Source organism: Streptomyces sp. NPDC044984, assembly GCF_040646935.1.
In the GTDB taxonomy this organism is placed as follows: Bacteria; Actinomycetota; Actinomycetes; order Streptomycetales; family Streptomycetaceae; genus Streptomyces.
This window is the reverse complement of record NZ_JBEZBE010000011.1, coordinates 206,526-229,289: the sequence shown is the minus strand read 5'-3', so window position 1 is coordinate 229,289 and position 22,764 is coordinate 206,526. Positions and strand designations below refer to the sequence as shown.

The 22,764-nt window shown below is 71.1% G+C and carries 19 protein-coding genes; 9 read left to right on the top strand and 10 right to left on the bottom strand.

What is annotated here, in order from left to right:
• Window positions 1-92: 92 nt before the first annotated feature.
• Complete coding sequence (gene uvrA / locus AB0A94_RS15125; protein ID WP_361744265.1) at window positions 93-3,122, bottom strand: excinuclease ABC subunit UvrA; 3,030 nt, start codon at window positions 3,120-3,122, stop codon at window positions 93-95.
• A gap of 223 nt (window positions 3,123-3,345) precedes the next feature.
• On the opposite strand from uvrA, the gene AB0A94_RS15120 reads away from it, so the two are divergent.
• Entirely contained in the window at window positions 3,346-4,035 is a 690-nt protein-coding gene (locus AB0A94_RS15120) for a maleylpyruvate isomerase family mycothiol-dependent enzyme (protein ID WP_361744262.1), read from the top strand.
• A gap of 39 nt (window positions 4,036-4,074) precedes the next feature.
• Window positions 4,075-4,731, top strand: a complete 657-nt coding sequence (locus AB0A94_RS15115; protein WP_361744259.1) for an MBL fold metallo-hydrolase — start codon at window positions 4,075-4,077, stop codon at window positions 4,729-4,731.
• Window positions 4,732-4,773: 42 nt separating this feature from the next.
• Here the strand turns inward: AB0A94_RS15115 and aroQ are convergent, their stop codons facing one another.
• The 7 genes from aroQ to AB0A94_RS15080 all read right to left on the bottom strand — a co-directional run bounded on the left by aroQ (window position 4,774) and on the right by AB0A94_RS15080 (window position 13,998).
• Window positions 4,774-5,247, bottom strand: coding sequence for a type II 3-dehydroquinate dehydratase (gene aroQ, locus AB0A94_RS15110; protein WP_361744256.1), 474 nt, complete (start codon window positions 5,245-5,247; stop codon window positions 4,774-4,776).
• A gap of 245 nt (window positions 5,248-5,492) precedes the next feature.
• Complete coding sequence (locus AB0A94_RS15105) at window positions 5,493-6,596, bottom strand: ionic transporter y4hA (protein ID WP_361744253.1); 1,104 nt, start codon at window positions 6,594-6,596, stop codon at window positions 5,493-5,495.
• A 284-nt stretch (window positions 6,597-6,880) separates the two neighbouring features.
• A complete protein-coding gene (locus tag AB0A94_RS15100; RefSeq protein WP_361744250.1) occupies window positions 6,881-7,882 on the bottom strand; it encodes a TerC/Alx family metal homeostasis membrane protein in 1,002 nt (333 codons plus the stop codon).
• 287 nt (window positions 7,883-8,169) lie between these two features.
• Window positions 8,170-10,167, bottom strand: a complete 1,998-nt coding sequence (locus AB0A94_RS15095; RefSeq protein WP_361744247.1) for a TerD family protein — start codon at window positions 10,165-10,167, stop codon at window positions 8,170-8,172.
• Window positions 10,168-10,237: 70 nt separating this feature from the next.
• Window positions 10,238-10,816 carry a TerD family protein gene (locus tag AB0A94_RS15090; RefSeq protein ID WP_217136334.1) on the bottom strand — a complete coding sequence of 193 codons (579 nt, stop codon included), beginning with the start codon at window positions 10,814-10,816 and terminating at the stop codon, window positions 10,238-10,240.
• Window positions 10,817-10,951: 135 nt separating this feature from the next.
• Window positions 10,952-13,093 (bottom strand): excinuclease ABC subunit UvrB, encoded by a 2,142-nt coding sequence (gene uvrB, locus AB0A94_RS15085; protein ID WP_361744244.1) that lies wholly within the window; start codon window positions 13,091-13,093, stop codon window positions 10,952-10,954.
• A 41-nt stretch (window positions 13,094-13,134) separates the two neighbouring features.
• Entirely contained in the window at window positions 13,135-13,998 is an 864-nt protein-coding gene (locus tag AB0A94_RS15080) for an MHYT domain-containing protein (protein WP_361744242.1), read from the bottom strand.
• A gap of 278 nt (window positions 13,999-14,276) precedes the next feature.
• Here AB0A94_RS15080 and AB0A94_RS15075 point away from each other — a divergent pair, with 278 nt between their 5' ends.
• Complete coding sequence (locus tag AB0A94_RS15075) at window positions 14,277-15,149, top strand: glycerophosphodiester phosphodiesterase family protein (protein ID WP_361744239.1); 873 nt, start codon at window positions 14,277-14,279, stop codon at window positions 15,147-15,149.
• Between the two features lie 55 nt (window positions 15,150-15,204).
• Window positions 15,205-15,759 carry a methylated-DNA--[protein]-cysteine S-methyltransferase gene (locus AB0A94_RS15070; protein ID WP_361744236.1) on the top strand — a complete coding sequence of 185 codons (555 nt, stop codon included), beginning with the start codon at window positions 15,205-15,207 and terminating at the stop codon, window positions 15,757-15,759.
• Window positions 15,760-15,885: 126 nt separating this feature from the next.
• On the opposite strand, the gene AB0A94_RS15065 is transcribed toward AB0A94_RS15070, so the two are convergent.
• A complete protein-coding gene (locus tag AB0A94_RS15065) occupies window positions 15,886-16,314 on the bottom strand; it encodes a VOC family protein (protein ID WP_217136339.1) in 429 nt (142 codons plus the stop codon).
• 101 nt (window positions 16,315-16,415) lie between these two features.
• On the opposite strand from AB0A94_RS15065, the gene AB0A94_RS15060 reads away from it, so the two are divergent.
• The 3 genes from AB0A94_RS15060 to AB0A94_RS15050 all read left to right on the top strand — a co-directional run bounded on the left by AB0A94_RS15060 (window position 16,416) and on the right by AB0A94_RS15050 (window position 19,532).
• On the top strand, window positions 16,416-17,327 hold the full coding sequence (locus AB0A94_RS15060; RefSeq protein WP_361744233.1) for a pseudouridine-5'-phosphate glycosidase: 912 nt from the start codon (window positions 16,416-16,418) through the stop codon (window positions 17,325-17,327).
• A complete protein-coding gene (locus tag AB0A94_RS15055; RefSeq protein ID WP_361744230.1) occupies window positions 17,324-18,241 on the top strand; it encodes a PfkB family carbohydrate kinase in 918 nt (305 codons plus the stop codon). The genes AB0A94_RS15060 and AB0A94_RS15055 overlap by 4 nt, the downstream gene beginning before the upstream one ends.
• Before the next feature lie 163 nt (window positions 18,242-18,404).
• Window positions 18,405-19,532 (top strand): magnesium and cobalt transport protein CorA, encoded by a 1,128-nt coding sequence (locus tag AB0A94_RS15050; protein ID WP_361744227.1) that lies wholly within the window; start codon window positions 18,405-18,407, stop codon window positions 19,530-19,532.
• Window positions 19,533-19,611: 79 nt separating this feature from the next.
• Here the strand turns inward: AB0A94_RS15050 and AB0A94_RS15045 are convergent, their stop codons facing one another.
• Window positions 19,612-20,244, bottom strand: a complete 633-nt coding sequence (locus AB0A94_RS15045) for a uridine kinase (protein WP_361744224.1) — start codon at window positions 20,242-20,244, stop codon at window positions 19,612-19,614.
• Window positions 20,245-20,501: 257 nt separating this feature from the next.
• On the opposite strand from AB0A94_RS15045, the gene AB0A94_RS15040 reads away from it, so the two are divergent.
• Both AB0A94_RS15040 and AB0A94_RS15035 read left to right on the top strand, forming a co-directional pair.
• Window positions 20,502-20,981, top strand: coding sequence for an anthrone oxygenase family protein (locus AB0A94_RS15040; protein ID WP_217136348.1), 480 nt, complete (start codon window positions 20,502-20,504; stop codon window positions 20,979-20,981).
• Between the two features lie 134 nt (window positions 20,982-21,115).
• Window positions 21,116-22,606: a glutamate synthase subunit beta gene (locus tag AB0A94_RS15035; RefSeq protein WP_361744221.1), complete on the top strand. Its 1,491-nt coding sequence runs from the start codon at window positions 21,116-21,118 to the stop codon at window positions 22,604-22,606.
• The last annotated feature ends 158 nt before the right edge of the window (window positions 22,607-22,764 follow it).

Here is a 22,764-nt window from a genome sequence, read left to right as displayed (position 1 = left end):
GCGGGGTGGTCGTGGGCGGCGGCGGGCTCTTCCTGCCGGACACCTCCCCCAAGGGGTTTCCGTGCGGCACGGCGCGTACGGGTGCGGGCCGGTCAGGCCTTGGCCGCCCGCGTCGTCTTCTTCGTGGCGGCCTTGGTGGCCGTCTTCTTGGTGGCCGTCTTCTTGGCGGCCGTACCGTCGACCGCCTTGGTGGCCGTCCTCCTGGTGGTGGCCTTGGCCGCGACCGTCTTCTTCGTCGCCGTCTTGCGCGGGGCCGGTGCCTGGGCGGCGTCGCTGATCCGGTCCGACCCCAGGATGTCCCGCAGGAACTTGCCGGTGTGGCTGGCCGGGACGCCGGCGACCTGCTCCGGGGTGCCCTCCGCCACGACCAGGCCGCCGCCGGAACCGCCCTCGGGGCCCATGTCGACGACCCAGTCGGCGGTCTTGATCACGTCGAGGTTGTGCTCGATGACGATGACCGTGTTGCCCTTGTCGACCAGGCCGGACAGGACCTTCAGCAGCTTGCTGATGTCCTCGAAGTGCAGACCGGTGGTCGGTTCGTCCAGGACGTAGACCGTGCGGCCGGTGGAGCGCTTCTGCAGCTCGCTGGCGAGCTTCACGCGCTGCGCCTCGCCGCCGGACAGGGTGGTCGCGGACTGGCCGAGCCGGACGTAGCCGAGACCGACGTCGTTGAGCGTCCTCAGGTGGCGGGCGATGGCCGGGACGGCCTCGAAGAAGTGCATGGCCTCTTCGATCGGCATGTTCAGGACGTCGGCGATGGACTTGCCCTTGTAGTGGACCTCCAGGGTCTCCCGGTTGTAGCGGGCGCCGTGGCAGACCTCGCACGGGACGTACACGTCCGGGAGGAAGTTCATCTCGATCTTGATGGTGCCGTCGCCCGAGCAGTTCTCGCAGCGGCCGCCCTTGACGTTGAAGGAGAAGCGGCCGGGCAGGTAGCCGCGGACCTTCGCCTCGGTGGTCTCGGCGAACAGCTTGCGGACGTGGTCGAAGACACCCGTGTACGTCGCCGGGTTGGAGCGCGGGGTGCGGCCGATGGGCGACTGGTCGACGTGGACGACCTTGTCGACGAGGTCGTCGCCGTCCACGCGCGTGTGCCGGCCGGGGACGCTGCGCGCGCCGTTCAGCTCGCGGGCGAGGTGGGTGTACAGGATGTCGTTGACCAGCGTGGACTTGCCGGAGCCGGACACGCCGGTGACCGCGGTGAAGACGCCCAGCGGGAAGGACACGTCGATGTCCCGCAGGTTGTTCTCGCGGGCGCCGTGCACCGTGAGCCGGCGCGAGGGGTCGTGCGGACGGCGGAGGTCGGGCAGCGGGATGGCCTTCTTGCCGGACAGGTACTGGCCGGTCTGCGACTCGGCGTTGGCGAGGAGCTCCTTGAGGGAGCCGCTGTGCACGACCTTGCCGCCGTGCTCGCCGGCGCCGGGGCCGATGTCGACGATCCAGTCGGCGACCTTGATGGTGTCCTCGTCGTGCTCGACGACGATGAGCGTGTTGCCCATGTCGCGCAGCCGGACCAGGGTCTCGATCAGCCGGTGGTTGTCCCGCTGGTGCAGGCCGATGGAGGGCTCGTCGAGGACGTAGAGCACGCCGACGAGTCCGGAGCCGATCTGGGTGGCCAGGCGGATGCGCTGGGCCTCGCCGCCGGAGAGCGTGCCCGCCGCGCGGTTGAGCGAGAGGTAGTCCAGGCCGACGTCGACCAGGAACCGCAGCCGCTCGTTGACCTCCTTGAGCACGCGCTCGGCGATCTTCTTGTCGCGGGCGGTGAGCCTGAGCTCGCCCAGGAAGTCCGCGCAGTCGCTGATGGACATCCCGGAGACCTCGGCGATGGACTTGCCCATGATCGTGACGGCGAGGACGACCGGCTTGAGCCGGGTGCCCTCACAGGCGGGGCAGGGCACCTCGCGCATGTAGCCCTCGAAGCGCTCGCGGCTGGCGTCGCTCTCGGCCTCGCTGTGCCGGCGCTTGACGAAGGGGAGAGCGCCCTCGAAGGCCGTGGTGTACCGGCGCTCGCGGCCGTAGCGGTTGCGGTAGCGGACCTCGACCTGGGTCTTGTGGCCGTGCAGCAGGGCCTTCTTGGCGCGCTGCGGCAGGCCCGCGAACGGGATGTCGGTGCGGAAGCCCAGCGCGTCCGCGAGGGCGCCGATCAGGCGGTCGAAGTAGTCCTTGGTGTGGCCGTGCGACCACGGGTGGATGGCGCCCTCGTCGAGGCTCTTGTCCGGGTCGGGGACGATCAGCTCGGGGTCGACCTCCATGCGCGTGCCGATGCCGGTGCATTCGGGGCAGGCGCCGAAGGGCGAGTTGAAGGAGAAGGAGCGCGGCTCCAGTTCCTCGAAGGACAGGTCGTCGTACGGGCAGTACAGGTGCTCGGAGTACATGCGCTCGCGCTCGGGGTCGTCCTCCGGGAGGTCGACGAAGTCGAGCACGACCATGCCTCCGGACAGGCCGAGGGCGGTCTCGACGGAGTCGGTGAGGCGGCGCTTGGCGCTGTCCTTGACCGTGAGGCGGTCGACGACCACCTCGATGGTGTGCTTCTCCTGCTTCTTCAGCGTGGGCGGGCTGGAGAGCTGGACCGTCTCGCCGTCCACCCGCGCGCGGGAGTAGCCCTTGGTCTGGAGGTCGGAGAAGAGGTCGGCGAACTCGCCCTTGCGCTCGCGCACCAGCGGGGAGAGCACCTGGAAGCGGCTGCCCTCGGGCAGCTCCAGGACCTTGTCGACGATGGCCTGCGGCGACTGGCGCGAGATCGGCCGGGAGCACTCGGGGCAGTGCGGCTTGCCGATGCGCGCGAAGAGCAGGCGCAGGTAGTCGTAGACCTCGGTGATGGTGCCGACCGTGGAGCGCGGGTTGCGGGAGGTCGACTTCTGGTCGATGGAGACCGCCGGGGACAGGCCCTCGATGAAGTCGACGTCCGGCTTGTCCATCTGGCCGAGGAACTGCCGGGCGTACGAGGAGAGCGACTCCACGTAGCGCCGCTGTCCCTCGGCGAAGATCGTGTCGAAGGCCAGCGAGGACTTGCCCGACCCCGACAGGCCCGTGAAGACGATGAGCGAGTCGCGCGGGAGGTCGAGCGAGACGTTCTTGAGGTTGTGCTCGCGCGCTCCACGGACGATGAGACGGTCGGCCACGCCGGTCCGCACCTTTCTTGAGAGAAGTGACAGGGGCGGGGCCCCCGTCCTTCTCAGACTAGGGGGAGCCACTGACAACGCCGGTTCGGATTCACGGGTTGTCAACAAACCCCGGCTCTCCAGCATGCCCGACGCCGAACACGACCATATAGCACGTACATTCGATTCAAGGCACGGCTTCACCGCCTTCACCCGATGGGGTGACAGGACTAGGGTCAGCACCATGATTGATCACGCTGATGACCTGGCGTCTGTACAAGCAGCGACCGAACGGCTGCTCACCGCGGTCAGCGCACTGGACAACGCGGCTGTGACCCAGTCGTCACGGCTGCCCGGCTGGACCCGCGGTCATGTCCTGGCCCACCTGGCCCGCAACGCGGACGCTCTGGTGAACGTCCTCGAGGGCCGCCCCATGTACGTCTCCGGCGAGGCCCGGGACGCCGACATCGAGCGGGACGCGCCGCGCCCCCTCGACGTGCACCTCGCCGACCTGCGGGAGAGCGGGGAGCGCTTCCGCGCGGTGGGCGCGGCCCCGGCGGACTGGTCGCGCACGGTGGAGCTGCGCAACGGGGTCACGGACCGGGCGGAGCGGGTGCCGTTCCGGCGGTGGGTCGAGGTGGAGCTGCACCACGTGGACCTGGGGATCGGCTACGAGCTGGAGGATCTGCCGGCCGGGTTCACGGAGCGGGAGATCGACTTCCTCGCGGCCCGGTTCGCCGGTCACCAGGAGGTGCCGTCGACCGCCCTGGCCACCGTGGACGGCATGACCTGGACGACCGGCGGCGGGGCGGACGGCGGTCCGGTCGCGGTCGAGGGGACGGCGGCCGACCTGCTCGGCTGGCTGGCCGGCCGCCGGGACGGCGCCGCCCTGACGGTGAAGGGCGGCGGCCTCCCGGTGCTTCCCCCGCTGTAGCACCTGTCCGGCGCGGGTTCCCGCTATAGGCTGACGGTCATGACGTACAGCGGGCGGGTGACGGTCGGCGGCCCAGCCGACGTGCACGAACTCAAGGACCTGATGATCACCAAGGTCGCGGTCGGCCCCATGGACAACAACGCCTATCTGCTGCGTTGCCGGGCCACCGACGAGCAGTTGCTGATCGACGCGGCCAACGACGCGGAGACCCTGCTGGGGACGATCGGTGACGACGGCATCGCGTCCGTCGTCACCACCCACCGGCACGGCGACCACTGGCAGGCGCTGGCCGAGGTCGTCGCGGCCACCGGCGCCCGCACCCACGCGGGCCGGGAGGACGCCGAGGGCATCCCGGTGCCGACCGACGTGCCGGTCGACGACGGCGACGTCATCCGCGTGGGCCGGGTGGAGCTCACCGTCCGCCACCTGGTCGGGCACACGCCCGGCTCGATCGCCCTCGTCTACGACGACCCCCACGGGCATCCGCATGTGTTCACCGGGGACTGCCTGTTCCCGGGCGGTGTGGGCAACACCCATAAGGACCCGAAGGCGTTCGCCAGTCTGATCCATGATGTCGAGACCAAGATCTTCGACGTCCTCCCGGACGAGACCTGGGTCTATCCCGGGCACGGCAACGACACCACCCTGGGCACGGAACGCCCGCATCTGCCGGAGTGGCACGCGCGGGGCTGGTGAGCGCGCACCTCGCAGACCCCCGCTCACCACGGCGAACGGGACTTACGCCTCGGTCAGTCCCGGGCCGGCCAGCGCCGCGATCCGCTCCACCGCGAACACGTACCCCTGCACCCCGCATCCCGCGATGACCCCGTCGGCGCGCAGGGAGACATAGGAGTGGTGCCGGAAGGACTCGCGCCGGTGGATGTTGGAGATGTGGACCTCCATCACGGGCAGGCCGTCACAGGCGTTGAGGGCGTCCAGGATGGCGATAGAGGTGTGCGAGTAGGCACCGGGGTTGATGACGATCCCGCAGTGGTTCAGCCGCGCCTCGTGGATCCAGTCCACCAGCCGGCCCTCGTGGTTGGTCTGGCGCAGATCCACCGTGCCGCCCCGCGCCGCCGCCGCCTCGGCGCACATCGCCTCCACGTCGGCGAGCGTGTCGGAGCCGTAGATCTCCGGCTGGCGCTGTCCCAGCAGGTTCAGGTTGGGGCCGTTGAGGATCATGATGGGGGCGTTGGCCAGGTTGCGGGGCACGGTTCCTCCGGTCCGTCGGGGTGGGGCGGTCCTCGCCGGAACCGCTGCTCGGACCCGGTTTATCACGGTGCGGCGCACGGCCGTTGAGCCCTGCCCCGGTCCGTACCGGGCGACCGTGCGGCGTGCCTCGGACGCTTCCCGGCACTGCTCGTGGGCCGCCCGGGGAACCAGGTCTCCGGGCGGCCCACGAGCCCCGGGGAGGGCGCGTCCCACGCCGTCGGACAGCCTCAGGCCGTGCTCCCCCGCTAGGGGTTGATCGCCAGCTCCAGGTAGGCCGCGAGCAGCACCAGGTGCACGCCTCCCTGCAGTGGTGTGGCCCGCCCGGGGACCACGGTCAGCGCACCCACCACCATGGTCAGGGCGAGCAGCACCATGTGGGTGTTGCCGAGCCCGAGGACGAGCGGACCGGGGAGCCAGAGGGAGGCCAGCGCGACGGCGGGGATGGTCAGGCCGATACTGGCCATCGCCGAGCCGAGCGCGAGGTTCATGCTGGTCTGCACCTGGTTGCGGCGCGAGGCGCGCACCGCGGCGATGGTCTCCGGGAGGAGGACCAGCAGGGCGATGATCACACCGACGACGGAGTGGGGCAGTCCGGCGGCGTCCACTCCGGACTCGATCGTGGGCGAGACCCCTTTGGCCAGCCCGACCACGCCGACCAGGGCCAGGCCCAGCAGCCCGAGACTGATCAGGGCGGTGCGTGTGGAGGGCGCCTCGGCGTGCTCCTGCTCGGAGGCGGCCGTCTCGCTCTGCTTGACGATCGGCAGGAAGTAGTCGCGGTGTCTGACGGTCTGGGTCGCCACGAACAGGGCGTAGAGGGTCAGTGAGGAGAGCGCCGCGAACGTGAGCTGCACGGTGGAGAACTCCGGGCCCGGCTTGCTCGTGGTGAACGTCGGCAGCACCAGGCTGAGGGTCGCCAGTGTCGCGACCGTGGCGAGGGCCGCGCCGGTGCCTTCCGAATTGAACACCGCCGTGCCGTGGCGCAGTGAGCCCACCAGCAGACTCAGTCCGAGAATGCCGTTGACGGTGATCATCACGGCCGCGAACACGGTGTCCCTGGCGAGCGTCGCGCTCTTGTCCCCGCCGTCGAGCATCAGCGTGACGATCAGCGCCACCTCGATGACGGTGACGGCGACCGCGAGAACCAGGGAGCCGAAGGGCTCACCGACCCGGTGCGCGACCACCTCGGCGTGGTGCACGGCCGCCAGCACGGATCCCGCGAGAACCGCGGTCACCAGTACGACGATCCAGCCGGGCAGTTCGCGTCCCCAGGTCAGGATCAGCAGAACTACGGCGAACACCGGCACCAGGGTCGTCCACTGTGCCGCGAGTGACCTGAGCCGAGCGGTCATGGGGCGATCGTCGCAGACGTGAACGGGCGGCGCACCTCACTGCACTTCTCCGACCACCGGCCGACCGTGGGGGGCGCGGGGGGTGTCACCGCCGCACGGCGTACCCCTCCGCTCCGCGATCCTGATCGTCTCGGGGTCATCATGGTCACGCATGGCCTCCTCGTACGAGTCGCATTCGGTCGGCGCCGGCGCGCGGCGCGGGTGGGAACGAACGGGACCGGGAGCGGTGGTCGGCGATGTGCTGGCCTCCGCTCCCGGTCCCGGCGTTCCGGTGTCCGACAGGGTCAGACGTCGATGTCGTTCTTCACGGCGCCCTCGCCCCGGACCGCTGCCGCCTCGGCCTCCGCCTGCTTGCGGGAGGCCCGCAGGCTGGTGATCGTGGTGACGATCAGGACCGCGCAGATCACACCCAGCGAGACCGGGATGCTGATCTCGGGGACGTGTACCCCGGACTCGTGCAGTGCGTGCAGCACCAGCTTCACGCCGATGAAGCCGAGGATGATCGACAGGCCGTAGGACAGGTGGACCAGCTTCTTCAGCAGGCCGCCGATGAGGAAGTACAGCTGCCTGAGGCCCATCAGCGCGAACGCGTTCGCCGTGAACACGATGTACGGGTCCTGCGTCAGGCCGAAGATCGCAGGGATCGAGTCGAGCGCGAACAGGATGTCCGTGGTGCCGATGGCGAGCATGACGACGAGCATCGGGGTCATGACCCGCTTGCCGTTCTGCTCGATCCACAGCTTGGTGCCGTGGTACCGGTCGGCCACGCCGAAGCGGCGCTCGGCGGCCTTGAGCAGCTTGTTCTCCTCGTACTCCTCGTCCTCCTCGTCGGCCCGGGCCTCCTGGATGAGCTTCCAGGCGGTCCAGATCAGGAAGGCACCGAAGATGTAGAACACCCACGAGAAGCTGGCGAGGATCGCCGCGCCGGCGGCGATGAAGATCGCACGCAGCACCAGGGCTATGAGGACGCCGACGAGGAGCACCCGCTGCTGGTACTGCGTCGGCACCGCGAACTTCGCCATGATCAGGACGAAGACGAAGAGGTTGTCGACGCTCAGCGACTTCTCGGTGATGTAGCCGGCGAAGAACTCGCCTCCGGCCTGTCCTCCGCCCCAGATCAGCAGGCCGAGCCCGAAGAGCGCGGCCAGGGTGATCCAGACGATGGTCCAGATCCCGGCTTCCTTGATGGATACGTCATGCGGTTTGCGGCCGATGAAGAAGTCGACCGCGATGAGGGCGCACAGGCCCACGATCGTCAGGACCCATAGGGTCATGGAAACATCCACTGCGCCTCCGGCAGATACGTCACACGGCAAATGTCAGCGTCGTCGCTGCCGGAGGTCTCTTCCACCCGGGCCTCCGGCGCTCGGCTGCGTCCGGACGGTCCTTCGGGCCGACGCCCCGGGATCTGGCCTGATCCGTATTGACGGGGTCGCCGCACAGACAGGGAGTACTCCCCTCCGTGCGGTCAACAGTACCCAACCACCAAGGATTGGTAAAGAGGCGAGTAAAGAAAGATACAAAGACCCAGGTGGTGGGGCTTTACGCGAACTTGGTCAAAGGTGCGGGGACGTCACCTGTCCCATGAGCGGCGGGCCGCCGCGACCTGGGTGAGCACCTGGTGGAGGACCTGGCTGCCCGGCGGCACGAGCGGCGGCTCGTACGTCCAGGCGTGTCCGACCCACGGATCGGCCAGATGATCGTCGGGCACGGGAGTCAGTCGCAGCAGCGAACGCCACAACGGGTCGAGGAGCGGACCGTAGGCCGCGGACTCCTCGCGGTCGGCGACCATCATCAGATGGACCCCGACGGACGGGCCCTCGTCGGCGAGGTAGCGCAACTGGTTCACGGCCCGGTCGTCGAAGCCGTGCGGGAAGTCGTTGACGATCAACAGCTGCTGGGAGGTGTCGAAGCCGGGCGGCAGTGCGTCCGGGGCGCCTCCGCGCAGCGCCATCTGCACCAGGTCGACCCGCTGCGTGAGCCGGCCCAGCACCTCCGTCACCCCCGCGGCGCCCTGGGCGGGCGGAGCCGCCAGCACACCGGTCCCCGTCAGCGGGGCCAGCGGCTGCGCCCCGGATCCGGCCGGGTCGATGACGTGCACGGTGAACTCTCCCGCCGGGTGGACGGCGAGCAGCCGGGCCGCGTGCGCCACCGCCGTCTCCATGGCGAGGCGCCGCATGTCGTGGGAGTCGGTGAACGACCCGTCGATCGGGTCGGCCCGTCCGCTGTCGATCCACAGGCCGCGCTCCAGCGGCAGCCGGAGCAGCATCGGGATGCTGATCCGGTCGGCCTCGGGCAGCCGCAGGTCGCCCAGGCGCAGCGCCATGGGTGTCTCCATCGGCACCCGGTAGGCGTGCCAGACGGGATTGTCCCAGCGGGCGAAGGCCGGAGGCAGCGCGGGCTCGACGACGTCGGCCTCAGCGACGAGCTGGACGAGGTCCCGGTCGAGGACTTCTCGCGCCTGGTCGACGAGGTGTGCGTGCCGGGCCCGGGCGGCCTCGCGCGTGGCGTCGCCCTGACCGCCGATCCGGCTGCGCGGATCGGACAGGGCCTGCTCCAGCTCCTTGTCCATGCGGGACTCGGCGAAGTCGACGGCGCTGCGGTAGGCGGCGGTGGTGCGGGCCAGGTCCTCGAACATGCCCCAGACCTGGTTGTAGAGCCGCTCCTCCATGGACCAGCCGGTCGCATCCCCCGCGACGGGCTGCGCGGGCTGTCCGGGCTGCGCCGGCGGCGCGGTGGGCGGGGGCGGCGGGGCGGAGTTCCGCCGGCCGGGGTGGCTGTAGTCGATCGGGCCGCCGGTGGTGGCGGACGGGTCCGCGGTACCGGTTCCGCCGTACGACGGCTGCGGTCCGGTCTGTCCCGGTCCGCCGGCCGGCTGCCCGCCGTACGACGGCGGTACGGGGCCGGGGGCACCCTGCGGTGCGGTGCCGCCCTGGTCGGGGCCGACCGCGGGAGCGGCCGGCTGACGGGAGCGGTCACCGTCGGCCGGGCGGGGCGGGGGCGCCTGCACGGAGCGGGCGAGGCCCCGCACGACGGCCTCGTTGATGATCCCGGCGAGCTGTACGGCCTCGGGCAGACCCTGGTCGGTGAGGAGATCGGCCAGACCGCCCGCGTAACCCTGGCCGACGGCGCGTACCTTCCAGGCACCCTGCCGCCGGTAGAGCTCCAGCGCGACGACGGCCGACTCGGCCTCCAGGCCCGTGATGGTGTAGCTGGCGATCTCGCTGCCGTCCAGGCCGGTGACGGCGACGAAGGGGGCCGCCACGGCGCCGAACCGGACGGGGCCGCCGCCCGGGGCGGGCAGGGCGAGCAGCACGCTGACGCGGTGGACCGCGTCCGTCATGGCGTCCAGGTCCACCGCGAGACGGTGGTCGGCGGCCGCCTGCCGCGACACCTCCAGACCGGGGTGGGTGGGTGCGCCCGGGTGGGCCACCCACTCCACTCCGTGGATCCGGCCGTTCTCGTCGCCGAGCGCGGCCGCGGCCACGACCGGCGTGCCGGCCGAGATCCGGATCTCCAGACGGGACTGGGAGAGCGGGTGGTTCTGTCCCCGCACCAGCTCGGCCGTCATCGCCTTCGTCCCCCTGTGTCGCGTGTGGTGTGTCGCGTGCCGTGTTCCGGCCCGGCCTCGGGTGCGGTGCCTAGAGGACCGGCAGGATCGCCGGCATCAGGTCCTGGAAGGTGCGGCCGTTGGCCGGGTTGCCGAGGGCCGTCATCGTCCAGTTCGTGCCCGTGCGGTGCACCTTCGCCATGATCTGGGCCGTGTAGGCGCCACCGCCGGCCAGCGTGTAGCGGGCGAGCTCCTGGCCGTTGGTCTCGTCGACGAGGCGGCAGAACGCGTTCTGCACCTCCTGGAAGGTCTGGCCCGTGAAGGAGTTCACGGTGAAGACGATCTGGTCGATGTGGACCGGGACGCGCGAGAGGTCGACGAGGATGGCCTCGTCGTCGCCGCCCTGGCCGACACCGCCGACGAGGTTGTCACCGGTGTGGCGCACCGAGCCGTCGTCGCTCACCAGGTGGCGGAAGAAGACGACGTCGACCGGCTGCTTGTCCGCGAACAGGACGGCCGAGGCGTCCAGGTCGATCTCACGGGTGCGCGAGCCGAACAGGCCGCGACGGGGAGCCGCCTGCCAGCCGAGACCCATGCGCACCGCGGTCAGGCTGCCGCCGTCGTTCTTCTGCAGACTGATGGCCTGACCCTTGGTCATGTTGACGGTCACGCGCTGATTCCCCTCTCGAACTTCCCCTGTTGCCGCGCAATCGCGGTTGACCAGAACACTACGCAGGGGCACTGACAGCGACGTACCCAGGTCCGCACTTTGTGTCGTTCTTGCAACACATCGCGTACACGGCCGTCAGGACAGGCCGGCCTCCTGCATCTGCCGCAGTTCCTTCTTCATCTCGGACACCTCGTCGCGCAGCCGGGCCGCGATCTCGAACTGGAGGTCCGCCGCGGCGGCCCGCATCCGCGTGGTGAGTTCCTCGATCTGCTCGGCGAGTTCGGCGGCGGGGCGGTCGGTCGGGACGGTCTCGGCGGCCTTGCCCTTGGCGCTCTTCGCGCCCTTGGCCGCCTTGGTGCCCAGGGAGGGCACGGGCGCCTTGGTGCCGCCGCCGTCCTTCTTCGCCTGGCGGTAGCCCGAGCCGAGCAGCTGCTCGGTGTCGACGTCCTCGCGGGCGATCTGGGCGACGATGTCGTTGATCTTCTTGCGCAGGGGCTGCGGGTCGATGCCGTTCGCCTGGTTGTACGCGACCTGCTTCTCCCGGCGGCGGTTGGTCTCGTCGATGGCCTTCTCCATCGCCGGGGTGATCTTGTCGGCGTACATGTGGACCTGGCCGGAGACGTTGCGCGCCGCGCGGCCGATGGTCTGGATCAAGGAGGTGCCCGAGCGCAGGAAACCCTCCTTGTCGGCGTCGAGGATGGCCACCAGGGACACCTCGGGCAGGTCGAGACCCTCGCGCAGCAGGTTGATGCCGACGAGGACGTCGTACTCGCCGCTGCGCAGCTCCCGCAGCAGCTCGACCCGGCGCAGGGTGTCGACGTCGCTGTGCAGGTAGCGCACCTGGATGCCGAGTTCCAGGAAGTAGTCGGTGAGGTCCTCGGCCATCTTCTTGGTGAGCGTGGTGACCAGGACGCGTTCGTCCTTCTCCACGCGGGTGCGGATCTCGTGCACCAGGTCGTCGATCTGGCCCTCGGTGGGCTTGACCACGACCTCGGGGTCGACGAGGCCGGTGGGGCGGATGATCTGTTCGACGGTGCCGTTCGCGCGGGAGAGCTCGTACTGGCCGGGGGTGGCCGACAGGTAGACGGCCTGCCCGATGCGCTCCTGGAACTCCTCCCACTTCAGCGGCCGGTTGTCCAGGGCGGAGGGGAGCCGGAAGCCGTGGTCGACGAGGGTGCGCTTGCGAGAGGCGTCGCCCTCGTACATGGCGCCGATCTGCGGGACCGTGACGTGCGACTCGTCGATGACGAGGAGGAAGTCGTCCGGGAAGTAGTCCAGCAGGGTGTTCGGCGGGGAGCCGGGGGAGCGGCCGTCGAAGTGCATCGAGTAGTTCTCCACGCCGGAGCAGGAGCCGATCTGGCGGAGCATCTCGATGTCGTACGTGGTGCGCATGCGCAGGCGCTGGGCCTCCAGGAGCTTGCCCTGCTTCTCCAGCTCGGTCAGGCGCTCGCCGAGCTCCTTCTCGATGTCGTTGACCGCGCGCTCCAGCCGCTCGGGGCCCGCGACGTAGTGGGAGGCCGGGAAGACGTACAGCTGCTGGTCGTCACTGACGATCTCGCCGGTGAGCGGGTGGAGCGTGGACAGCGCCTCGATCTCGTCGCCGAACATCTCGATGCGGACGGCGAGCTCCTCGTAGACCGGGAAGATCTCGATGGTGTCGCCGCGGACGCGGAAGGTGCCGCGGGTGAAGGCCATGTCGTTGCGCGTGTACTGGATGTCCACGAAGCGGCGCAGCAGCTCGTCCCGGTCGAACTCGTCGCCGACGCGGAGGGGGACCATGCGGTCCACGTACTCCTGCGGGGTGCCCAGGCCGTAGATGCAGGAGACGGAGGCGACCACGACGACGTCGCGGCGGGTGAGCAGCGAGTTGGTCGCGGAGTGCCGAAGCCGCTCGACCTCCTCGTTGACCGAGGAGTCCTTCTCGATGTAGGTGTCCGACTGCGGGACGTACGCCTCGGGCTGGTAGTAGTCGTAGTACGAGACGAAGTATTCGACGGCGTTGTTCGGCAGCAGCTCGCGGAACTCGTTGGCCAGCTGGGCGGCCAGGGTCTTGTTCGGCGCCATGACCAGGGTGGGGCGCTGGAGCTTCTCGATCATCCACGCGGTGGTGGCGGACTTGCCGGTGCCGGTCGCGCCGAGCAGGACGACGTCCTTCTCACCTGCTTCGATGCGCCGGGCGAGGTCGGCGATGGCCGTCGGCTGGTCGCCGCTCGGCTGGTAGGGACTGACGACCTCGAAGGGCGCCACCGTGCGTTCGATCTGGGAAACGGGCCGCATGCCATCCACCGTACGGCTCCCCACTGACAACGGGTCCGGAATCAGCGGCGCTGCGGGGTCCGGGAGCGGTGTTCCACGGGGCCGCGGGCCCGCAGCCGCGAGCGCGCCGGGGAGTGGTGGGCCGGGGAATGGGCGGGGACGCCGGGCTTGTGCTCGGCGGGGGGCGTGGCGGGCCCGCCGGCGACCATCATCGGGTCGAAGACCACCACGACGCCCGCGAGGACGAGGAAGGCGAGCGGGCCGACCATCATCGGTCCGAGCAGGGCGGCCGCCGGCTCCCCCGCGGCGGGCTCGGCCGTGCCGTGGACGTGCACCTCGAGTGCGGCCATGCCGGTGTAGTGCATCCCGGTGACCGCGAGCCCCATGACGACGCTGGCGCCCACGCTCCACCGGAGGCCCCGCTCCCGTCCGGCCGCCCACAGGGCGGCACTGGCGGCGACCATGGCGATGGCCACGGACGCGGCGACCGTGAGGACGTTGTACTCCAGGCGTCCGTCGAGGCTCATGCCGGCCATGCCGAGATAGTGCATCGAGGCGATGCCGAGGCCGGTGATGGTGCCCCCGGTGAACAGAGCCGTTCCGGAGGCGCCCTTGTAGCCGACGATGAAGATCCCGATGCCCACCATGACGATGGCGACGGCCAGGCTCGCGAACGTGGTCAGCCGGTCGTAGTGGATCGGCGTGCCCTCGACGGTGAAGCCCGTCATCGCGACGAAGTGCATCGTCCATATGCCGGAACCGATGGTCGCGGCCCCCAGCGCGAGCCAGCCGGGGCGCCAGGAACGGGACATCCTGACGGCCCGGGTGGTGCAGCGCAGACCCAGGGCGCCGCCGAGACAGGCCATGAGGAAGGCCACCAGCGGTGTGACCAAGCCGTAGCTGAATCCGTCGACCGTGCCTTGCATGCGCGGCTGCCCTTCCCGACCCGTGTATCCCGCAACGTCCCGATGTACCCCCCTCCCGGCGCCGTGACGGCGGCCAGGGATGACGCAGAGAGTATGACCCCACCGGAATGGTCGAACGACTTTCCGGCAAAGAAACACGTCCTTGCCCCAGGTGTGTGGCACCAGTGTGCGGAATTCGGGCGACACCGTTCAATCCGTGGCCATCCCGCACTCGTCTCGCGTCGACCCTCTGCTGTCACAGTTGAGCCGACCGTGATCGCTCGACGCGAGGAGTACACATGCACGCACGCGCTGTCACCGCCTCGGCCGCCGCGCTCCTGGGCACCGCCGCCCTCCTGCTCCCGCTCTCCCCCGCGCGGGCCGCGGAAAGCTCCGCGCGGCCCCTGGTGATAGCCCACCGGGGCGCGTCCGCGTACGCGCCCGAGAACACCCTGGCTGCCGTCGACAAGGCCGCCGAGCTCGGCGTCGACTGGGTGGAGAACGACGTCCAGCGCACCAGGGACGGTGAACTCGTCGTCCTGCACGACGACAGCCTCCGGCGCACCACCGACGTCGAGGAGGTCTTCCCCGGCCGGGCTCCGTGGAAGGTGAAGGACTTCACCGCCGCGGAGATCGCCCGGCTGGACGCGGGCAGCTGGTTCGGCTCCGCGTACGCGGGCGCGCGCGTGCCGACGCTGGAACAGTTCCTGCACCGCGTCGAGCGGCACCACCAGAAGCTGCTGCTGGAGATCAAGAACCCTCAGCTGTACCCCGGCATGGAGCGGCAGATCCTCAAGGTGCTGGGCAACGAGGGCTGGCTGGACCGCCCGCACGTGCGGAACCGGCTGATCGTGCAGAGCTTCAGCGCGGACAGCGTACGGACGGTCCACGATCTGCGGCCCGCGGTGAGGACGGGCTTCCTCGGGACGCCGCCCGTGTCGGACCTGCCGGCGTACGCGGACTTCACCGACCAGATCAATCCCTCGCACGGTTCCCTCTCCGCCGGTTACGTCTCCGCCGTGCACGCCCTCAAGGGGGCGCACGGCAAGCCGCTGGAGGTGTGCACCTGGACCGTGAACGACGCGGCCGCCGCCCGGCGGGTCGCCGGGTTCGGGGTCGACGGGATCATCACCGACACGCCTGACGTGGTGCGGGACGCGGTGCGCGGCTGAGGTGTCCGCCCGCGCTCTCGGGGCGTTGTCAGTGGCGGGCCGTACGGTGGTGCGCATGGACAGCCATGGGCAGTACGAGCAGCGGGTGGTGTGGGCCGTCGTCGGCACCGGCATCGGCCCGCTGCTGCTGGCCGCGACCCGTGAGGGCCTGGTCAACGTCGTGTTCCACGCCACCGACGAGGTGCGCGACGGTGCGCTGGAGCGGCTGGCGTCGCGGCTCGGCGCCGAGCCCGTCGAGGAGCCCGGCTCCCCGCTGCTGGCCGAGGCGATACGTCAGGTCGAGGCGTACTTCGCGGGTGAGCGGCGGGGCTTCGAGCTGCCGCTGGACTGGTCGCTGATCTCGGGCTTCAACCGCGAGGTGCTGCGGGAGCTGGCCTCCGGGGTGCCGTTCGGCTCGGTCGTCGGGTACGGCGATCTGGCCCGGCGGGTCGGCCAGCCCGGCGCGGCCCAGGCCGTGGGCATGGCGATGGGTGCGAATCCGTTGCCGGTGGTCGTGCCGTGCCACCGGGTGGTGGAGAGCGGCGGGGGCATCGGCGGGTTCGGCGGCGGCCTGGAGACCAAGCGCCACCTCCTCGCCCTGGAGGGCGTCCTCCCCGAGCCGCTGTTCTGACGGCTCGGGGATCCGTTCACGGCGCCCGCCGGGCGCCGTCGCGCCCACCCGTGCCGCCCCGGGGTGCTTCCCGGGGCCTTGGGGCACCGGGGAGGCGCGACTGCCCGTGGATCGCGAGGGCTTGGGTCAGTCGTAGTGCCGCGCCTCGAAGACGTTGCCGTCCGGGTCGCGGAAGTAGAAGCTGCGCTTGGCCAGGCCGCGCGCCCCGAAGGAGTCGCGTGAGACGTCCGACACCGGTACGGAGCTCTCCTCCAGGCGGTCGCGGAGGGCGTCGAAGGCGTCGGCCGGCAGGGACAGACAGACGTGGTTGACGGGATGCCCCGAGCTTTCGGCGGCGCCGGGAACCATGCCCATGCGTTCCGCCTTCGCCCGCGGCATGAGATCGAGGATCGTCTCCTCGTTCACCCGCACCGAGGGGAACGGCGCCTCACCGACGGAGTAGTCGGTGAGCCTGACGGGCTCCAGGCCCACGGCCTTCTCGTAGAAACCGGCGGCGGCGATGGGGTCGTTCACCCACAGGACGATGTGGTCGAGGCGAGTCGTGTTGTCCGTCATGGCTCCCAGCCTCCGCGACGTCCGTGACGGCGCGCAAGGGGTTTGGCCCCGTGCCCGACCCGCCAGAGATGAGGGAGAAGCGGCAGACAGGAGGCAGACGCGTGGTGCTCATGGTGTCCGAAGAGGTACGGGAGGCGATCGCCGCGGGCCGCCCGGTGGTGGCCCTGGAGTCCACGATCATCGCCCACGGGCTGCCCCGGCCGCGCAATCTCCAGGTGGCGCTGGAGCTGGAGGCGGCCGTACGGCAGGAGGGCGCGGTACCGGCGACGATCGCCGTGTTGGACGGGCGGCCCCTGATCGGCCTGGGCAAGGAACAGGTGGAACGGGTCGCGGGCGAGGACGGCATCCGCAAGCTGGGCCATCGTGATCTGCCGCTCGCGGTGGCCGCCGGGGCGAGCGGGGCGACCACGGTGTCGGCCACGGCCATGCTGGCGGCGCTCGCGGGCATACGGGTGTTCGCGACCGGAGGTCTCGGCGGTGTGCACCGGCAGTGGACGGTGACCCAGGACGAGTCGGCCGATCTCGGTCTGCTGGCGCGGACGCGGATCACCGTGGTGTGCGCGGGCGTGAAGTCGATCCTGGACGTGCCCGCGACCCTGCAGCGGCTGGAGACACTGGGGGTGGCGGTCGCCGGATACGGCACGGACCGCTTCCCCGGCTTCTACCTGTCCGATTCGGGGCACCCCGTGGACTGGCGGCTGGACACTCCGGCGCAGGTCGCGGAGGTCATGCGGGCACAGGACGCGCTGGGCGGACCCGAATCGGCGCTGATCGTGGCCAACCCCGTTCCCGAGGCGGAGCAGTTGGATCCCGGGCTGCACGCGCGCGTGCTCGACGAGGCACTGCACACGTGCGAGACGGAGGGCGTCACCGGTCAGGCGGTCACGCCGTTCCTGCTCGGCCATCTGGTCCGCCGCACCGACGGCGCGTCCCTCGCCGCGAACCTGGCGGCGGTCCGGGGCAACGTACGTCTGGCCGCGCGGGTCGCGGCGGCCTGGGCCGGCCGGGAGTGACGGACGCCGTGCGGGGCGGGGCGCTGCTGGTGGCCGGCGATGTGATCACGGATGTGGTCGCCCGGCACCGGGAGCCGCTCGCGCCGGGGACGGACACGGCGGCGGCGATCCGGACGCTGCCGGGCGGCGCGGGCGCCAATGTGGCCTGCTGGGCGGCGCGTCGGGACGGTACGGAGGTGCGGCTCCTCGGGCGGGTGGGCGAGGACGCGGCGGCCTGGCACGAACGGGAACTGACCGCCTGCGGGGTCCGCCCGCTCCTGGTCGTGGACGGACAGGCGCCGACGGGGACGGTGATCTGCCTGGTCGACGAGGGCGCGGCGGCGGAGCGGACGTTCCTCACCGACAGCGGCGCGTCGCTGCGGCTGGACCCCGGTGACTGGTCGGACGCGTTGCTGGACGGTGTGGCGCGGCTGCACCTGTCGGGTTATCTGCTGTTCACCGAGCCGGGCAGGGCTCTGGTCGCGGTGGCGTTGGAGGCGGCACGGGCCCGTGGGGTGCCGGTGAGTCTGGATCCGGCGTCGGCGGGGTTCCTCGTGCGGCTGGGTGCCGACCGGTTCCTGTCGCTGGTCGAGGGCGTGGACGTCCTGCTGCCCAGCCGTGACGAGGCGTGCCTGCTCACGGGGGCGTCCGATGTCGCGGACGCCGCGGCGCGGCTGAGCCGGCACGTCCCTCTGGTGGTGGCCAAGCAGGGCGCCGGGGGCGCGCTGCTCGCCCGGTCCGGGGAGGTGTACGCCCGTGTCCCGGCCGTACCGGCGGTGCCCCGGGACACCACGGGCGCCGGTGACGCGTTCACGGGCGCGTTCCTGGCGGCCCTGCTCGCGGGTGCCGGCCCGGAGAAGGCGGCGGAGGAGGGGTGCCGGGCGGGCGCACAGGCGGTGGAACACATAGGGGGACGCCCGCCCGCGCCCGCCTGACGAACGGGTGTCACGAGGGGCGAACTGCCCCTGTCCACAGGCGGGAACAAAGCGGAATGACCCCTGCCCACAGCCCCGCACGCAACTCGTCCGGTGCTGGCAGACTGGCGCGGCAAGGCGCGGGAAGCAGAACGACGCGGGGGAACCACGCAAGGAGAGCCGGATGTCCATGGCAGGGAATCTGCGGAAGGTCACGAACCTCGGCAGGGTCGGCGGACTGCGCCGGGTGGCGCGGCTGGCCCGGCGGCGGCCCCGTGTGGACCTGAGTCATCCGGCCCGGTCCCCGCTGGGCTCCTCGGTGGTGAACTGCGTGACGTACCAGGACGGTCACCGCACCGCCGCGCGCGGCGATCTGGTGGACGCGGTGAAGCAGGTCCGCAAGAGCGGCGAAGGTTTCGTCTGGCTGGGACTGCACGAGCCGACCACCCGGGAGTTCGCCGGTATCGCGGAGCTGTTCGACCTGCACCCGTTGGCGGTGGAGGACGCGGTCGAGGCGCACCAGCGGCCCAAGCTGGAGCGGTACGGGGAGACGCTGTTCGCCGTGTTCAAGACGGTCTGCTACGTCGAGCACGAGGAACTCACCGCGAACAGTGAGGTGGTGGACACCGGCGAGATCATGGTGTTCCTCGGTGAGGACTTCGTGGTCACGGTGCGGCACGGCCGGCACGGCTCGCTGGGACCGCTGCGCGAAGGGCTGGAATCCGATCCCGAACAGCTCGCCAAGGGCCCGTCCACGGTGCTGCACGCGATCGCGGACCATGTGGTCGACGATTACCTCACCGTCATCGACTCGGTCCAGGACGACATGGACCACGTCGAGACGGACGTGTTCGCGGAGCACGGTGCGCGGGTCGATCCGGGTCGCATCTACCAGCTCAAGCGTGAACTCCTCGAGCTGAAGCGGGCGGTGGTGCCGCTGGGCCGGCCGCTGGAGGAGCTCGCCACCCGGCCGATCCGGGTGGTCGCCCCGGAGATACAGGCGTACTTCCGTGACGTCTCGGACCATCTGCTGCGGGCGAAGGAGCAGATAGCGGCCTTCGACGAGCTGCTGAACTCCATCCTCCAGGCGCATCTGGCGCAGGTCACCGTCGCGCAGAACGAGGACATGCGCAAGATCACCGCCTGGGCGGCGATCGTGGCGGTGCCGACGATGGTCTGCGGGATGTACGGCATGAACTTCGACCACATGCCGGAGTTGCACTGGCGGTACGGCTACGGCATGGTCATCGGGGTGATATCCATGGCGTGTCTGCTGCTGTACCGGGCGTTCCGGCGCAGCCGCTGGCTCTGAGACCGGCCTCGGGGCTCCTTCCGCGGTCCTGGCGTCCTCGGGGCCCGCCGGGCCGGCCCGGGGGTGGCGTCCGGCGGTGTCAGCCCCGCCAGGCCGGATGACGCGGGTCGTCGGCCCGTACCAGTACGTCGGCCGTGCCGGCGGGGTCGGTCTCCTGCTCGTAGCGCTCGAAGGCGGGCAGGGTCCAGTGCTCGGCCTCGGGAGTACGGCGGCGCAGGGCGCCCGGGGAGAGGAGGACGTGGACGCTCAGGTCGAAGGGGAACCAGTGGCGCAGCAGAAGGGGGCCGTGCAGCAACAGCACGCCACCGGGCGGGAGTCGGACATAAGGGCTGCGGGTGGCGCGGTCGGTGACGGGGTCCCACAGGTCGGGCAGGACGCGTCCGCTCCCGCCGGGTTCCAGGGGGCCGAACACCTCGCGCCAGAGGGCGCCGGTGTCGTACCAGCCGCCGTAGTAGGACTCCACGTCCTGGTGGCCGTACTCGAGCCGGACGGAGGCGGGCCGCAGGAAGCCCTCGGTACCGACGACCAGGGAGGGCCGGCCGCGTAGCCGCAGCGCCTCGGCGACCCGCTCGGCGAGATCCCCCGGACGTGCGGCGGGGGCACCGTCGAGGGCGACCCGCGGCCAGGGTCCGCCGTCGGCCGTCTTCAGCTCCAGCAGGCGCTCGGCGAGGAGGTCGCCGAGCCGGTCCCAGGTGATCGCTTCGAGTCGCACACGGCCATGATGCGCCGGCGGCCCGTCCGTCCGCGCGGGCCTCCCGACCTCGCGGGCCTCGCGGCGGACCGGGTGGCGCCCGGCTGTACGGGGCCGGCGCCCGGCGGGACCGGGTGGTGCCCAGGGCGTCCGGCGCCCCTGGACGTTCGCGCATGCGCCCGCGCTCCTGGGCCATGGCCGGGGTGCCGAGGGGCGCGTTCACTGATGGTGACGGTGGTGGCCGGGAAGGAGCCCTGCCGGGAAACGGGGGTGACGACGTGATCGACGGGCCGTACTTCGTGCTGACGGTGCTGGGGGTGCTCGGGACCGGGCTGACGGCCGGGGTCTTCTGCGCCTTCTCGACGTTCGTGATGAGAGGGCTCGCGGCGCTGCCGCCGGCGCAGGGGGTGGCCGCGATGCAGGCGGTCAACGTGGCTGCGGTGCGTCCGGCCTTCATGCTGCTGTTCCTCGGTACGGCGATGCTGTGCGCGGTGGTCACGGTGGTGACGTTCGTACTGTGGCCGGACGAGGGGACGGTCGAGCTGCTGGTGGGCGGTGTCCTGTACCTGGCGGGGTCGTTCGGGCTGACCGTGGTCGCGAACATACCGCGCAACGAGGCGCTGGCCCGGCTCGAACCGGGCGGCCCGGAGGCGGTCGCGTACTGGCCGGTCTACGTGCGCGAGTGGACGATGTGGAACCACGTCCGCGCGCTCGCCTCGGCCGGGGCGGCGGTGGCGTACCTCCTGGCCCTCGTCTGAGGGACTCAGCCGGCCGGCTCCCGGAGAGCACTGTCCCGGCGCTCTGCGGAGGCGGGTGAGCGGACGTATCGTGGCCCAAGGAGTGCCGCCCGACGACGCACGGCCTGTCACCCGCGCACGCAAGGAACACGGCCATGGCCGATCCCAAGGGTTTCCTGACCACGCCCCGCGAGGAGTGGCCGCGCCGGCCCGTCGAGGAACGGGTCCGCGACTGGAACGAGGTGTACGTCCCGGGGGCGCTGCTGCCCATCGTCAGCGCGCAGGCCGACCGTTGCATGGACTGCGGTGTGCCGTTCTGCCACCAGGCCTGCCCGCTCGGCAATCTCATCCCCGAGTGGAACGACCTGGTCTCACGGGAGGACTGGCGGGTGGCGGCGGAGCGGTTGCACGCCACCAACAACTTCCCGGAGTTCACCGGCCGGTTGTGCCCGGCGCCCTGCGAGGCGGGCTGTGTGCTCGCCATCAACCAGCCGGCGGTCACCATCAAGAACGTCGAGTGTGCCATCGCCGACCGGGCCTGGGAGGAGGGTTTCGCACCACCGGTGCCACCGGAGCGGCTCTCCGGCCGGACGGTCGCGGTCATCGGTTCGGGCCCGGCCGGGCTGGCCGCGGCCCAGCAGCTGACCCGTGCGGGGCACACGGTCGCCGTGTACGAGCGGGACGACCGGATCGGCGGGCTGATGCGGTACGGCATCCCCGAGTTCAAGATGGAGAAGCGGCATCTGGAGCGGCGGGTGGAGCAGATGCGGGCCGAGGGGACGAAGTTCCGTACGTCCGCGGCGGTCGGGCGCGATGTGGACGCGGCGGAGCTGCGGGCGCGGTATGACGCGGTGGTGATCGCGACGGGGGCGACGGCGTGGCGGGAGCTCGCCGTGCCGGGACGCGAACTGGCGGGGATCCACCAGGCGATGGAGTACCTGCCGCTCGCGAACCGGGTGTGCGAGGGGGATCTTGAGGCGTCGCCGCTGTCGGCCGCGGGCCGGCATGTCGTCATCGTCGGTGGCGGTGACACGGGGGCGGACTGTCTGGGTACGGCGGTGCGGGAGGGGGCCGCGTCGGTCACCCAGCTCGACATCTATGCCCGGCCGGGCTCCGAGCGCGACGAGGACGCCGAGCCGTGGCCGACGTATCCGAGGCTGTACCGGCTGTCCGCGGCGCACGAGGAGGCCGGTGAGTTGCGGACGGCGCCGGCGGCGGACGCGGACGCGCGGCTGTTCGCGGCGTCCACGCTGCGCTTCACCGGTGACGGGGGCGGACGGGTGAGTGCGCTGCACCTGGTCGAGGTGGACGCCGGGCGCCGGACCGTGCCGGGCACGGAGCGGGTGCTGCCGGCGGATCTCGTCCTGCTCGCGCTCGGGTTCTCCGGGCCGGACCGGGGGGACGGGCTCGTCGACCGGCTGGGAGTGGAGCTGTCGCCTCGTGGCACGGTCGCGCGGGATGCGGGCTTCGCCACGAATGTGCCGGGTGTCTTCGCCGCCGGGGATGCCGCTCGCGGTCAGTCCTTGATCGTGTGGGCCATCGCCGAGGGGCGGGCGGTCGCGGCGGCGGTCGACCGCTACCTGACGGATGCGCCCAGTCGTCTGCCGGCACCGATCGCTCCGGACGATCGTCCGATGAGGGTGTGATCCTGCGGTGCCCGGTGTCGGTGAGGCCGGCGCTTGCGGGGTGCGCCGTGTTGGTAGGGGCCGGGGGTGAGGTCGCGCGGCCCGGCGCTTGCGGGGTGCCTCCCCCACTCTCGGCTGCGCTCGAGCGGGAGGTACCCCCACCGCCCACCCGTGCCGCC

Coding starts and splice junctions, on each gene's coding strand:
- AB0A94_RS15120 (WP_361744262.1), top strand. CDS start 3,346: ATGATTGATCACGCTGATGACCTGGCGTCTGTACAAGCAGCGACCGAA.
- AB0A94_RS15070 (WP_361744236.1), top strand. CDS start 15,205: ATGGACAGCCATGGGCAGTACGAGCAGCGGGTGGTGTGGGCCGTCGTC.
- AB0A94_RS15105 (WP_361744253.1), bottom strand. CDS start 6,596: ATGACCGCTCGGCTCAGGTCACTCGCGGCACAGTGGACGACCCTGGTG.
- AB0A94_RS15050 (WP_361744227.1), top strand. CDS start 18,405: ATGTCCATGGCAGGGAATCTGCGGAAGGTCACGAACCTCGGCAGGGTC.
- AB0A94_RS15075 (WP_361744239.1), top strand. CDS start 14,277: ATGCACGCACGCGCTGTCACCGCCTCGGCCGCCGCGCTCCTGGGCACC.
- AB0A94_RS15080 (WP_361744242.1), bottom strand. CDS start 13,998: ATGCAAGGCACGGTCGACGGATTCAGCTACGGCTTGGTCACACCGCTG.
- uvrB (WP_361744244.1), bottom strand. CDS start 13,093: ATGCGGCCCGTTTCCCAGATCGAACGCACGGTGGCGCCCTTCGAGGTC.
- AB0A94_RS15095 (WP_361744247.1), bottom strand. CDS start 10,167: ATGACGGCCGAGCTGGTGCGGGGACAGAACCACCCGCTCTCCCAGTCC.
- AB0A94_RS15115 (WP_361744259.1), top strand. CDS start 4,075: ATGACGTACAGCGGGCGGGTGACGGTCGGCGGCCCAGCCGACGTGCAC.
- AB0A94_RS15065 (WP_217136339.1), bottom strand. CDS start 16,314: ATGACGGACAACACGACTCGCCTCGACCACATCGTCCTGTGGGTGAAC.
- AB0A94_RS15035 (WP_361744221.1), top strand. CDS start 21,116: ATGGCCGATCCCAAGGGTTTCCTGACCACGCCCCGCGAGGAGTGGCCG.